This window comes from Thalassolituus sp. UBA3500 (genome assembly GCF_002377545.1).
Classification (GTDB): domain Bacteria; phylum Pseudomonadota; class Gammaproteobacteria; order Pseudomonadales; family Oceanobacteraceae; genus Thalassolituus.
On record NZ_DFQB01000027.1, the window covers coordinates 10,483 to 23,527 of the forward strand.

Sequence of the window (13,045 nt, forward strand, 5' to 3'; positions counted from 1 at the left end):
CACGCCGGGGGTCGCGGGTTCGAGTCCCGTCCGGTCCGCCAGAATAAAGCGCATCCTAGATGCGCTTTTTTTGTGTATAGTGCTGTTGCTGACGATCAGCTCTTATAATTATTAATGCCGCCTGTCGCGGTAGGCACTAAGCCCGGAAGTACCGGGCATTAGGGAGGAAACATGCTACAGACCATGCGTAATAATGCGCAGGGCATCATCGCCAAAATCATCGTAGGTTTTATTATTGTTGTTTTCGCACTTTGGGGTGTCGAAAGCATCGTAAATCTGGGCGGTGGTGAAAAACCCGTAGCGACGGTTGGCGACTACGAGATCAGCCGCGTTGAAGTGCAGCAGAAAATTGCTGAACAGAAAAATCAACTGCGCCGCCAGTTTGGCGACCAGTATGATGAAGGCCTGTTCAACGACAAGTTTCTTGAACAGTCTGCGGTAGAGCAATTAATTAACGAGAAGGTTGCTCAAACTCAGGCCGACAAGCTGGATCTGTATGCTGCAAAAGGTATTATCGATCAGATGATCGTAAATACACCGTCCTTCCAGACGGCTGGTGAGTACGATCCTGAACAATTTAAACTGGTGTTGCGCATGAACGGTTATTCCGTTGCTCAGTACCGCGCTATGCTTGCCGATAGTGTTCGTCAGAACCAGGTGCGTGCAGCCTTTATGCTGTCGACCATTGAAACTCCCTTCGAAATGCAACTTCGTCAGTCTCTTGAAAACGAACAGCGGACATTCTCTTACGCGTCTGTGTCGGCTGATCAGTTCAAGGATTCTGTAGAAGTTCTTGACGACGAAATTACTGCGTACTACGACGAAAACATTCAACGTTTTATGACGCCAGAGCGTGCGCGAATCCGCTACGTTCTTTTGTCTCGCGATAGCATCGAAAACGCGCAGGAAGTCACTGAAGAAGATCTCGAAGTGGCGTACCAGGATTATGTTGCTGATATTGAGCAGACTGAGCAGCGTGAATCTGCACATATTCTGTTCCTGACTGAAGATCGCTCAGAAAGCGAAGCCATTGAACTGGCTGAGGCAGCTCGCGCTCGTTTGGATAGTGGTGAGTCTTTCGCGGCTGTTGCGGCAGACTTGTCAGAAGATGGTGGCTCAGCCGATATGGGCGGCTCTCTGGGCGTGAATCCACGCGGTGCGTTTGACCCAGCGTTTGATGATGCTCTTTATGCTCTGGAAGAAGGCGGTGTGTCAGAGCCGGTCGTCACTGAGTTCGGTGTGCATATTATTAAAGCTGTGTCAGTGCAGTCGGCAGATGTACCCGCAATGTCTGAGGTTCGTGATGAACTGGTCGATATTGTGAAAGCGGAGAAGGCCGGCTTCCTGTTCGCGGAGCGCAGCCAGGAGCTTGCGAATTCGGCCTTTTCGGCAGAGACTATTGAAGAGCTTGCAGCAAGTTCAGGTCTGGAAGTTCAGACCAGCGATTACTTTACCCAAACAAGCGGTCAGGGTGTTGCTGATTCAGATCAGGTTCGTCGCACAGCCTTTGAAGATAACATGAAGCTTGATCGTGAGCTGAGTGATCTGGTGGATATGGAATCTGGCTCTATGGTGTTTGTCGTTGATGATTATCAGGATGCCCAGCCTAAACCACTTGATGAAGTACGTGGCCAGGTCGTAGCTGCGCTTACCAGTCAGAAAGCCCTTGAGGCTGCTTCTGATAAAGCAAAAGCGATTCTTGAAGGTGTTGCAGATGCTGAATGGAATGAAGCTACCACCACATTGCGCCAGTCAACGGAAGCGCCTCGCGTAGCACAGCAAAAGGCGTTCTCTCTGGCTGAAGGTGAGTCTGATGTCGTGTCTTCACCCGTCGGTTATACCGTCGTGAAGCTGACATCTGTAGATCGTAAGTCCTGGGACGATATGGCTGTGACCGAAGAGCTTAAAACGGCTGTTCGTAACCAGTCCGCTCGAGACGATATGGTTAGCTATCAGGCATGGTCAAAGGCGAACACTGAGATTGTTCAGTGATTTGTATCTTGTCCTGAATAAGAAAAGGCAGCCATTGGCTGCCTTTTTTATTGGTCGCTGAGCGTGGTCTGGAATCAGTCTTCCATCTCTTCCAGGCTCATTGCGCAGGTATTGAACCCGCCATCAACGTAGATGTTCTGCGCTGTCACACCCGATGCCATGTCTGAACACAGGAATACGGCTGTGTTGGCGACTTCAGCGGCCGTGATGTTTCGCTTCAGAGGAGCGCGTTCCGCATTTTTCTTGAGCATTTTGCGGAAGCTCTTAATGCCTGATGCTGCCAGTGTTTTGATTGGTCCTGCAGAAATGGAGTTGACCCGGATACCGTCTGGGCCAGTTGAGCCCGCAAGATAGCGGACAGACGCTTCCAGAGAGGCTTTGGCGAGCCCCATGACGTTGTAGTTCGGCAGCGTCTGCTGAGAACCATGATAGGTGAGGGTCAGCATGGCGCCATTTCGTCCCTCCATCATGGGTTTTGCATGCTTGGCGAGTGCTACGAAGCTGTATGAGCTGATGTCATGTGCAATGCGGAAACCTTCGCGACTAGTGATGTCGAGGTAGTCACCATTAAGTTCTTCTGCAGGCGCGAATCCAACAGAATGGATGAGAATGTCGATGCCGTCCCATTGCTGCTTGAGTGAGTCGAATACGCCTTGAATATCCTCGTCCGAGGATACGTCACACGGAAAACAAAGATCTGAGTTCCATTCTGCCGCCATTTTTTTTACACGGTCGCCAAGCTTGTCGCCCTGGTAAGTAAAAGCGAGTTCGGCGCCTTCTCTGTGAAATGCCTCTGCAATGGCATAGGCGATAGAGTGTTTGCTGGCTACGCCAACAATAAGGGCTTTTTTGCCACTGAGTAGACCCACGATAGGCTCCTGTTATTCTGTTTGTGTCGTATTGTTCGTTGCGGGATAGCGTATGATTACCGGCTCTTCGTCGTCATCCCGATCTGGCCTGCCCAGAACGCGCGCTCTTTGACGCCGGTCCAGGCCGATATAACCGCCACTGTAAATATCTGACGGGGAAAGAAGATTTCCCTTCTTCTCTCCGGGCTCGGGGAGCGTTACCCAAGGCCAGCAAGCATATTGATAATAGGGAATGTCGTATAGAGCGGCAATATGGAGATTGCTATCGTTCGCCGTCAGATATTGAAGATCGTTAGCGTAACTCTCAGGGGATTCAACCGTATTAGTCTGCGGGATAGCAATGACGGCCGCTTCAAAAAAACCAGTGCGAATCCGGGATTTGAATATGCGCGCCGGTACCTGTGAGTAGCCAGCCTGTCCTGCCCACCTGAGTGTTGGCGCAGGGCTGAAAATGACGTCAGCGATCAGCTCTTGCGGTTTCTCTCCATTGATCGCGTCGCGGACCTGTTCTGTCAGAAGAGAGAATCGACGCTTATCAAGGCTGCTCGAAGCAATCAGCAACACCTTTAATGCGGGATCTGCATCGCTGACGATGTGAGTGATGTTTTTAGTATCAAGAAGCGCTTTTAGCCAGGCGTCTGGCATGTCTGACCTGGCTGTTGTGCTTATGCAGTCAACCTGGCCCTGAATAAATTGATCAAACCTGTCAGGGGAGGCCCTGTGTATGATCAATCGACGAATACTGAAGCGGTTGCTCAATGCCGGGATGTTGTCCCCCCACCAGTCTGTATTTCTCTCAAGACTCATGGTCGTATCATTCAAGTCGACGGGTAAGTATGGCCCATTAACGGGAGGTAGTGCATCGGCCCCCAGTCCGGCTGCGTGTCCGGGCATGATCCGCAGCCCAAACAAGGCGGCAGGTGCCTCGTCATAGTCTGTTGAATAATGTAGTGCAAAGTGCTCAGCATCGTATTGGGTGATGCCGGTCAGCATTTGATCGATGAGCTGACGCTGGTAGGGGGTTCCGGATGTCAGTTCAGAGAGGTAAAAGAGGGTGTAGACCACGTCTTTTGTGGTCACGGGAATACCGTCACTCCAGATGGCGGATGGATGAAGGCGGAAAATAATCCGGTGTTTCTCAGGTTCGTCGTGCCAGCTCGCTGCTAATAGGGGCGGTCTTAGCCCGCTGCGATCAGGCTTTCCTGCGAGCGGAACATAGAGGTCGTCGAGCAGGTCGTCTGACGGCGCTGAAGGCAACCGCTTCCAGTTTTTGGGAATGGTCGCGGCGAGTGTTGTGAACGCACCCGCAATTCTCATTGCGGGCGTTGGCTTTATGACGTCAATGACAGGGAGCTCAGGGAGTGTCTTTGCGTCTTCGGTGAAGACGTCCAGAGCGTATGTTGTTGAGGCACTCAGAGTCGACCAGAGCGCCAGTATGGCCAGAGCTGCTCTAGCGAATGACATCTACATACAGCGTCAGGTTCTGGCCGGGCTTGAGATAGCGTCCACCCAGCTTGCTGGAGTTCCAGCGCTTAATTTCAGAAACACTGACATTAAACCGTGAGCCAATGGTGCTGAGGTTGTCGCCGCTGCGTACTTTGTAGTACACCTTGCGAACTTCTTCGCGCTGACCGTTAGATTCCGTCGTCCAGATCGTCAGCTTTTGGCCAACCTTTAATGGGTCGCCGGGGGCCATGCCATTCCAGCGGCTCAGCTTGTTGACTGAGGTATCGTACATGCGGGCGATTTTCCAGAAGCTATCCCCGTTCTTAACACGGTAATCAACGCGTTGAGAACGATTCGATGTCTGACCTGCATTCTGTTTGCGGGTCAGGCGTTCGCTCAGGCTGAGTCCGTACTCTCCGCCGGCCTTTAGCGCAGACGGAATAAGCAGCTGTTGGCCTGCGTAAATGGTGTCTGATCGTAACTGGTTGGCACTGCGGACAACGTCTGCGGTGATGTTGTGTTTACGCGCAATCGTGATCAGGCTATCGCCAGAGCGTACGGTGTAGCGTTGCCACTTCAGTCGGGCGTTCTCGTCGAGGTTTGCGAGGTTGTCGAGATAAAGAAATTCCTGTGTCGCTGGGATCAGAACTTCATGCGGTCCTTCAGGATGCGTCGCCCAGCGATTGAACTGGGGGTTCAGGCGATATATTTCATCCAGGTCGGTGTTTGCAAGTTCGGCAACCTGTGACAGATCGATCTGTCCGCCTGTTGGAACAACGGCAAAGTAAGGAGCATCTTCGACGTCTTTCCAGGCGATGTCATAGTTTTCTCTGTTCTTCAATAAGTAAGAAATTGCGACTAGTTTTGGTACGTAAGCCCGGGTTTCTTTGGGTAGGTCGAGGCTCCAGAAATCGGTATCTAAGCCCTTACGCTTGTTTTTTCTGATGGCCTTTCTTACGGTGCCAGCGCCTGAGTTGTAGCTCGCGAGAGCTAGCATCCAGTCGCCGTCAAACCGACCAGCGAGATATTCCAGGTAGTCGAGGGCGGCATTGGTAGCGCTGCGGATATCCCGGCGGCCATCGTGCCACCAGTCCTGATGCAGACCGTAGGCGCGCCCGGTGGATGGTATGAACTGCCAGACGCCAGATGCGCGACCATGGCTGTACGCGAAAGGGTCAAAAGCACTTTCAACCACTGGCAGAAGTGCCAACTCACCAGGAATTTCACGTCGTTCAACTTCGCTTGCAATGTAATGCAGGTAGCGACGCGCGCGATCAGACACCTGCTCAAGGTGCCTCGGGTGTTTGATGTACCAATCCATATGGCGTTTCACACGCGCATTCGATGTATCGAGTTCTAACCCGAAATTACGTACTACCCGGTCCCAGGAGGTTGCCGGAGACAGAGGCTCTGTGACCTCATCTTCAGCCTCTGCTTCTGTCAGGGTATCTATCGTGATATCTGTCGTGGCTTGACTGACTGGCTGATCTGGCGCGGCGCCGGCGATCGTGTCTTCGGAGGCAGGTTCGTTTTTCGGGGCGATGGAACTGCACGCTGACAGGACTGCCGTCAGCAGGCATACTTGCAATAACTTCATACAACTGGTGTCTGACTACGTTTTTCTGTCAGTCTATCAGCATAATCCATGCCCGCAAGGCGAACAGTGTCAAATGAAACACGGCCACAGAATAAAAACTCAGGTTCAGAAGCGGTGGTTAAGCCGCAAGGACACACAGCGACTGATGGCGCTTGAAGGTTCCTGGCTGGAAGAAAGGGTCTCACACCTCCGAGGGCGCCATTTGCTGTATGCCGGCGTCGATACTGACCCTAAGTTCCTCAGTCGCAGCAGAGCGGACCATACCTTTCGGGTTGGGATGCCTTGGCAAAAAGGTTTGGTTGACTGTCAGGCTCGAATCGACAATACGCATTGGCCTTTCCCCAACGAGACGTTAGATGTTGTTGTTCTGCAGCATGCGCTTGATATGACAAACCGGCCACACCAGCTCGTGCGGGAGGCAACCCGTACGCTGGTCTCTGGTGGCTATCTGGTGGTCGTTGGCTTCAATCCCTACAGTGCCTGGGGTGGTGCCCGGTGGCTGCGGACCATGTCTACGGAGCTGCCCTGGGTGTCCAATCCGGTCGCGCCATTGCGCTTATCAGACTGGTTAATGTTGCTGGACTTTCGGGTCGAAAATGTCACTACTGCGGCACACCTTTGGCCTATAAAGATTGGCTCGGAGGCCCTGAGTCGTCGCGTTGACCGGGTTCTGGCGGGCAACCGGATCTTTGCGGGTAATGTGTATATTCTGGTTGCACGTAAAACAGTAGCGGGCATGACAACGATCCGTTCAGAGCGTAAAGTGCGCCGCGAATCAAAGCTGGGGTTTGCGATTCCAGCAACCCGAAAGCCAGTATCCAGAACAAAAGGGTCAATGTAAGTCATGAAGGTAGAGTTGTTCACCGATGGTGCGTGCAAGGGGAACCCTGGCCCTGGTGGTTGGGGCGCACTGTTAAAATACGGCGCAAATGAGAAAGAGCTGTGGGGTGGTGAAGACAATACGACAAACAACCGCATGGAGTTGATGGCAGCCATCGAGGGGTTGAAAGCGCTGACTCGTCCTTGCCAGGTCATTCTGACTACAGACTCCAAATACGTGAAACAAGGTATTAATCAGTGGCTGGCCGGGTGGAAGAAGAACGGTTGGAAGACGGCGTCAAAGCAACCTGTGAAAAATAAGGATTTGTGGCAGGCTCTGGACAAAGAATGCGCGCGCCATCAGGTAGAATGGCACTGGGTTAAAGGCCACGCCGGTCACGACGGAAATGAACGTGCTGATCAACTGGCAAATCGTGGTGCAGCAGAGGCAGTTAAATGAGACAGGTAGTACTTGATACGGAAACCACCGGTATTGGTGATGGTCACAGAATCATCGAAATTGGTTGTGTTGAGGTTATTAAACGCAAGCTGACCGGACGGCATTATCACGTCTATATCAATCCTGAGCGACCGATTGATGAAGAGGCGGCGGAAGTTCATGGTATTACTAATGAATGGTTGATAGAGCAGGGCGCGCCCGTGTTCGGTCAGGTGGTCGATGACTTCCGCTCGTTTATTGATGGTGCTCAACTGGTCATTCATAACGCGCCGTTTGACGTTGGCATGATGGATGCCGAGTTCTCGCGACTGAATATGACGCCAACACGGGATTTCTGTGGCATTCTCGATACTCTCGTGATGGCGCGCCAGATGCACCCTGGGGCGCGTGCGAGTCTTGATGCCTTGTGTAAGCGCTACGGCATTGATAACTCGCATCGTGAGCTTCACGGAGCGTTGCTCGATGCTGAGATCCTGGCCGATGTTTATCTGATGATGACAGGCGGCCAGACTGACCTCGCCCTTGGGGAGGACGAGTCAGAGTCAGAGGTCGTAGAACTGGATCTTGGGGACATTAATATCGATGCCGCGGCGTTGAAGGTCGTAAAGGCCACTAATGAAGAAACCGCAGCTCATGAGGCGTTTCTGGATTTAATTGATAAGAAAAGTGAAGGGGCGCTTTGGCGCCGCTCTTAATAATAAAAAGCTGAATAGTGAAACTGAGAAGGCGAGCACGGATTTATCACCCGGTCAGGTTATGTTGAATTATGCCGCTTCTTCGGGATATCGGTGCGTCTGTCTGCCAATAGGTGAAAGCACTCATCACTTCGGTAGAATCCGCCAGAGCGACTAATCAGTGATAAACAAACCGGCAGCAGCATCGGCCGGACAGGAAGACAATAAAAATGGCAGATTTACCTAGCGCAGAAGCTTCAAATCAGTTTGCATCGTCGTTACACGTCGTGCGCAGAGAGATTGAACACGCGCTGGACCATGCAGCGGTTCAGCTGGATAACTACAGCAGCGATGGCAGTGAAGAAACCATCCGCGCTTTCCTCGAAGAAATCCGGCAGCTGCGCGGCACGTTTAAAATGCTCGATTTCCGCGCAGGCGAACGCTTGTGTGAAGAACTGACCGAGACTATTCGTCGATCACTCAAATCCGGTGTTAATGAGGGCCTTCTTGAAGCCAGCACTCAGGCTGTGGTGTATCTGAAACGATACATTGAGTTTGTGATTACTGGTCAGGATGTTGCACCTTCTTTGTTGATACCCACGATCAATCTGGTACGTCGTGAGCGTGCCGAGAAGGGATTGCCTGAAGGCTATTTCTTCCTTAATAACTTACGCCCCAAACTGGATCAGCCGTCTGCGTCTGCCAACCGTACGGTAGCGTATCGTCGCGTGCGGCAGATGCTGCAGTTGGGTTTGTTGGGTCTTATTCGTGGCTCAGGTAAACGAGGTCCGCTGCAGGTGCTGGTCAGGGCAGTAGAGCGGCTTGAGCAGGCTGCCAGAGGCACACATGGCTGGGTTTTCTGGGAAGTGGTCTCGGGCGCCCTGGATGCATTGCAGCAGGAAGATTTCGAAGTGACGTCGCAGCGTATATCGCTGGTCGGGCAGCTGGACCGACAGGTCCGCAAACTTCAGGCATCAGAAGGGGGCGCGTTTAATGAACAACCCTCGGATGCGCTGCTGAAAGAATTTCTATACCTGGTCGCGTTGGCGCAGCCAGAATCTGATCGGCTGAAGGTGCTGCACAGCAGCTTCCAGTTGACTGATCACGTTCGTGAGCGGGAGCTGCGAGTCACCCGTAATGATTTGAGTGGTCCTGATCAGTCTGCGTTGGTGTCTTTTGCTCGCGCACTTCAGGATGAAATCGAAGCGCTGAAAGATATTATTGATCGTAGCCAGCGAAATCCAGAGCTGGCCGCTGAAGACTCAGAGCTGATTGAGCGACTGGAGCGCATCTCCGACACGCTGATTATGGTTGATATGAACCCAACCGCTGAATTAGCCGACGGGGTCATTCGCCAGATTCGCTCGGGGCAGACAGATATTGAAGGCCTGGCGGACGATATTATTCGCATTGAGCAGGATGTTCAGGCAATTGTTCAGTCTAATAGCCTGAAGGGCGCTCAGGTTATTGATCCGGTAACGCTCAAAGAAGCAAACATTGCTGTGGTTTCTGAGTCCGTTACTGCTCTTGTTATGGTTAAGAGAGCGGTAGCTTCTTACGTAGATAGCGGTGATAAGCTGCACGTTAAGAACGTGGGCAAGAGTCTGCGTGATGTCAGTGGTGCTGTTATTTTTCTAGGTAAGGCAGACCTTCGCTCCATGTTGCTTGAGCTTGAAGAGTTCGTCGAGCATCAGGTGATGGATTCGAGAGTGGCACCTTCGGCTCAGGATATGGATGCATTTGCTGACGCGGTAACTGCAGTTGAGTACTATCTGGATACTTATGATTCACCCGCTTCCGGAGGCAGTGATGCGTTGCGTATGGCCGAAGAAAGTATGGTGCAACTGAGAGCTGGTCATGTTGCAAACTAGTCTGACACTTATCAGTAGTGTCGCTATTTTTATCGCGGTTGTTGTCGCACTTTTTCTGTGGGCCAGAAAAGGATGGTTCAGGCAATGGCTGCGCGGTACAGCGGGCATGGTGCTGATTGCTGGTGCGATATGGTTGGGGCTGGTTGTCTGGGATCTGGCGAGTTATCGCTCTGCAATTCAGGAACGACCCTTGGCGACAGTCAGTATTTATGAGATTGAGCCGCAGGTGTTTGATCTGACACTGGTTGATTCTGAGGGTGAAGAAGAGCGTTTCGTTGTGAAAGGCGACCAGTGGCAGCTTGATGTTCGTATGCTTGTCTGGACCGGCCCGCTGCTTGCCCTCGGTAAAGAGCCTCTGTATCGCTTTGACCGACTGTCTGGGAGATATCTGAGTCTTGAGGAAGAGCGTAATTCACCGAGAACGGTCTATGGCTTCGGAGGCTCCGAGGGTTTTGATATCTGGAGCTGGTTGCGTAACTACGATCTTTGGCTGGACGCTGATTTCGGTAGCGCAGTCTACATGCCTATGGAAAACGGAGCGGTCTTCAGTGTTGTCCGCACGACAAAAGGTTTGGTTGCCCGCCCAGTGAATGACGTTGCAGAAACTGCTGTCGCTAGTCAGTGGTGAAACAAAAAGCAGAACAGAGATACAAAAAGAGATACAAAAAAAGCGGCCTGAGGCCGCTTTTTTTCAATCTGGCAATTATTAAGCAGGGAACAGTTCGCCCAGCTTAGTGGCCAGCATCATGTCGCCTTCAACTTTCAGTTGGCCAGACATGAATGCCATCATACCGTCCAGATCACCATTAACGATGCCCTGAAGTGTTTCGCTGTTCATGATCAGAGTGACGTTAGGATCACCCGCTTCACCCTGAACAACTTCGCAGGCGCCGTCTTTAACGATCAGGTGGTAGTTGTCCGCATCTTCGATGTTGAACTGGAAAACCAGGTCCAGGCCTTCAGCGGCAGCCGGGTTGAATTTAGCGTTCATTTCATTGATGAATTCAGCAGCAGATGACATATCAATATCCTTCGGTTACTTACGTATTGTTCTACGGCGGCGAAAGTACTGCCGTTGATTCGTGCCTGTTCAGGCCTGTCGACACTCTAAGTGGCCCTCCAAAAGGTGTCAACGAAATTCGAACGATTGTTTGAATTTCAAACGGCGGTGACTTCTCTTGCCTGACAGAGCTTGCGGCCTGCCGGGTTTTCGTTATGCTGGCTTTTCCCAAATACAGGATTAAAGGATATCTGAGTGGAGTTTATTGCAGATTACGGCAGCTTTCTGTTGAAGACCGTCACATTGGTTGTGGCCATTTTGGTGGTCGTCGGTGGAATGATTGCTCTCGGCAGTCGACAAAAAAAGTCGGGGTCTGAGGGTGAGCTTAAGATTCGTAAACTCAATGAGCAGCTTGAAGACTACAAAGAGCAGCTCGAGAGTGAAATCAATACAGAAGCAACTCTGAAGCATCTTGAGAAAGAGCGTAAGAAAGAAGAAAAAGCCAAACAGAAGGCAGAAAAGAAAGCGGCTTCTGCCGGTGCAGATGCGTCGAAAGAAACCAAACGTGTCTACGTTATCGACTTTGACGGTGACATCAAAGCGTCTGATGTTGATCTTATGCGTCGCGAGATCACAGCAGTGCTGACCATGGCCACCAAAGACGATGAGGTCGTGATTCGTCTCGAAAGTGGTGGCGGCATGGTGCACTCGTACGGCCTTGCAGCGTCACAGCTGAAACGTATCCGCGACAAGGGCATACAGCTCACTGTCTGTATCGACAAAGTGGCTGCCAGTGGCGGTTACATGATGGCGTGCCTTGCCGATCGGGTCGTTGCGGCGCCTTTCGCGATTGTAGGGTCGATTGGTGTTGTTGCTCAGCTACCGAATTTTAATAAGCTCCTGAAGAAAAACGATGTCGATTTCGAGATGTTCACTGCAGGCGAATACAAGCGCACAGTGACCATGTTTGGTGAGAACACCGATAAAGCGCGGGAGAAGTTTCAGTCCGACCTGAACGATACTCACGTGCTGTTCAAACAACACGTAAAACAGTTTCGTCCTCGCGTAGATATCGATGCGGTTGCTACCGGCGATATCTGGTATGGCCAGCAGGCACTCGACCAAAAGCTGATAGACGAAGTAGGAACAAGTGACGACTATCTTGTCTCAGCATGCGAGCGCGCGGATGTGTATACCGTCGCATATGAGTATCGCCGCTCATTTCAGGAACGCATGGGCTTTGCCGCCCAGGCTGGATTTGAGCGTGCTGTTACACGTGTGCTGACCGCTGTTCAGAATCAGATGCAGACGAAGGGGTAAGACGATGAGTTTTTTAGCATATCGGGTAGTCGAAGCGGATAAGAAATTTGAAGCGTCGTGGGTTGAACAAAGTGATGCTGACTTGCCAGAAGGTGATGTTCTTATTGAGGTGTCTTACTCCTCGGTGAACTACAAAGACGCGCTCTCGGCCAGCGGTAATCGCGGTGTGACCAAAGAATACCCCCATACGCCAGGCATTGATGCTGCAGGGGTTGTTCTTGAAAGCAGCGATAGTGCATTTGCCAAGGGTGATGAAGTCGTCGTTTTCGGTTATGACCTCGGCATGAATACGAGTGGTGGTTACGGCCAGCATATCCGTGTGCCAGCGGCTTGGGTGCTTAAGAAGCCAGCAGGCATCTCGGCGGCAGAAGCAATGGCATGGGGAACTGCAGGCTTTACAGCCGCCCTGAGCGTACAAAAGCTTGAACGCGCAGGTATCTCTCCAGATCGCGGTCCAGTACTGGTTACGGGTGCTACTGGCGGTGTTGGCTCTGTGGCGGTCTCTCTGCTGTCTAAGCTTGGCTACAGTGTTGTTGCGCTTTCCGGTAAGGCAGATAAGAACGACTGGCTCGAATCTCTGGGTGCAAAACGCATCGTAAGCCGTGATAACGTGCTGTCACTGAAGGGTAAGGCGATGGCGAAGCCTGTCTATCAGGCTGCGGTTGATACGGTCGGTGGGGATATGGTGTCAGCCATATTGCCGCAACTGATGCCTGAGGGCGCTGTGACAACGTGCGGTATGATTGCCGGAGTTAAAGTGGAAGCGAGTGTGTTCCCGTTTATTCTGCGTGGCGTCAGCCTTCTTGGTGTGGATTCTGTTGAGATTCCACGAGCGGATAAACAGGCGGTACTGGATAAGGCCGCAGCCGATTGGAAGCTGGACAGCCTTGAGAGTATGACGACTGAAATTGGCCGCAAAGAACTTCCGGACGTTCTTGCCCGGATCATCAAAGGTGAAGGCGTCGGCCGCTATCGCGTCAACCTGAATAAAGACTGA

12 protein-coding genes are annotated in these 13,045 nt (G+C 51.9%); 8 read left to right on the forward strand and 4 right to left on the reverse strand.

What is annotated here, in order from left to right; all coding sequences use genetic code 11:
- The first annotated feature begins 171 nt into the window (after positions 1 to 171).
- Positions 172 to 1,992, forward strand: coding sequence for a SurA N-terminal domain-containing protein (locus B2R29_RS06635; RefSeq protein ID WP_301180323.1), 1,821 nt, complete (start codon positions 172 to 174; stop codon positions 1,990 to 1,992).
- A 74-nt stretch (positions 1,993 to 2,066) separates the two neighbouring features.
- On the opposite strand, the gene B2R29_RS06640 is transcribed toward B2R29_RS06635, so the two are convergent.
- The 3 genes from B2R29_RS06640 to B2R29_RS06650 are packed head-to-tail and all read right to left on the reverse strand — an operon-like array spanning position 2,067 to position 5,904.
- On the reverse strand, positions 2,067 to 2,861 hold the full coding sequence (locus B2R29_RS06640) for an enoyl-ACP reductase FabI (RefSeq protein ID WP_301180324.1): 795 nt from the start codon (positions 2,859 to 2,861) through the stop codon (positions 2,067 to 2,069).
- A gap of 12 nt (positions 2,862 to 2,873) precedes the next feature.
- Positions 2,874 to 4,325: an ABC transporter substrate-binding protein gene (locus B2R29_RS06645; RefSeq protein WP_301180325.1), complete on the reverse strand. Its 1,452-nt coding sequence runs from the start codon at positions 4,323 to 4,325 to the stop codon at positions 2,874 to 2,876.
- The gene (locus B2R29_RS06650) at positions 4,312 to 5,904 is read right to left on the reverse strand and encodes a lytic transglycosylase (protein WP_301180326.1); all 1,593 of its coding nucleotides are present in this window, start codon (positions 5,902 to 5,904) and stop codon (positions 4,312 to 4,314) included. The genes B2R29_RS06645 and B2R29_RS06650 overlap by 14 nt, the downstream gene beginning before the upstream one ends.
- Before the next feature lie 73 nt (positions 5,905 to 5,977).
- On the opposite strand from B2R29_RS06650, the gene B2R29_RS06655 reads away from it, so the two are divergent.
- The 5 genes from B2R29_RS06655 (at position 5,978) to B2R29_RS06675 (ending at position 10,356) form a co-directional block, all read left to right on the forward strand.
- On the forward strand, positions 5,978 to 6,745 hold the full coding sequence (locus B2R29_RS06655; protein ID WP_301180327.1) for a methyltransferase domain-containing protein: 768 nt from the start codon (positions 5,978 to 5,980) through the stop codon (positions 6,743 to 6,745).
- 3 nt (positions 6,746 to 6,748) lie between these two features.
- Complete coding sequence (gene rnhA / locus B2R29_RS06660; protein WP_301180328.1) at positions 6,749 to 7,183, forward strand: ribonuclease HI; 435 nt, start codon at positions 6,749 to 6,751, stop codon at positions 7,181 to 7,183.
- A complete protein-coding gene (gene dnaQ, locus B2R29_RS06665; protein ID WP_301180329.1) occupies positions 7,180 to 7,878 on the forward strand; it encodes a DNA polymerase III subunit epsilon in 699 nt (232 codons plus the stop codon). The genes rnhA and dnaQ overlap by 4 nt, the downstream gene beginning before the upstream one ends.
- Before the next feature lie 209 nt (positions 7,879 to 8,087).
- Entirely contained in the window at positions 8,088 to 9,728 is a 1,641-nt protein-coding gene (locus B2R29_RS06670) for a hypothetical protein (protein ID WP_301180330.1), read from the forward strand.
- Positions 9,715 to 10,356, forward strand: a complete 642-nt coding sequence (locus tag B2R29_RS06675; protein WP_301180331.1) for a multidrug transporter — start codon at positions 9,715 to 9,717, stop codon at positions 10,354 to 10,356. The genes B2R29_RS06670 and B2R29_RS06675 overlap by 14 nt, the downstream gene beginning before the upstream one ends.
- Positions 10,357 to 10,434: 78 nt before the next feature.
- On the opposite strand, the gene B2R29_RS06680 is transcribed toward B2R29_RS06675, so the two are convergent.
- Positions 10,435 to 10,749, reverse strand: coding sequence for an SCP2 sterol-binding domain-containing protein (locus B2R29_RS06680; RefSeq protein ID WP_068443527.1), 315 nt, complete (start codon positions 10,747 to 10,749; stop codon positions 10,435 to 10,437).
- Positions 10,750 to 10,983: 234 nt separating this feature from the next.
- Here B2R29_RS06680 and sohB point away from each other — a divergent pair, with 234 nt between their 5' ends.
- Both sohB and B2R29_RS06690 read left to right on the forward strand, forming a co-directional pair.
- Complete coding sequence (sohB, locus tag B2R29_RS06685; protein WP_301180332.1) at positions 10,984 to 12,048, forward strand: protease SohB; 1,065 nt, start codon at positions 10,984 to 10,986, stop codon at positions 12,046 to 12,048.
- 4 nt (positions 12,049 to 12,052) lie between these two features.
- Positions 12,053 to 13,045, forward strand: a complete 993-nt coding sequence (locus B2R29_RS06690; protein ID WP_301180333.1) for a YhdH/YhfP family quinone oxidoreductase — start codon at positions 12,053 to 12,055, stop codon at positions 13,043 to 13,045.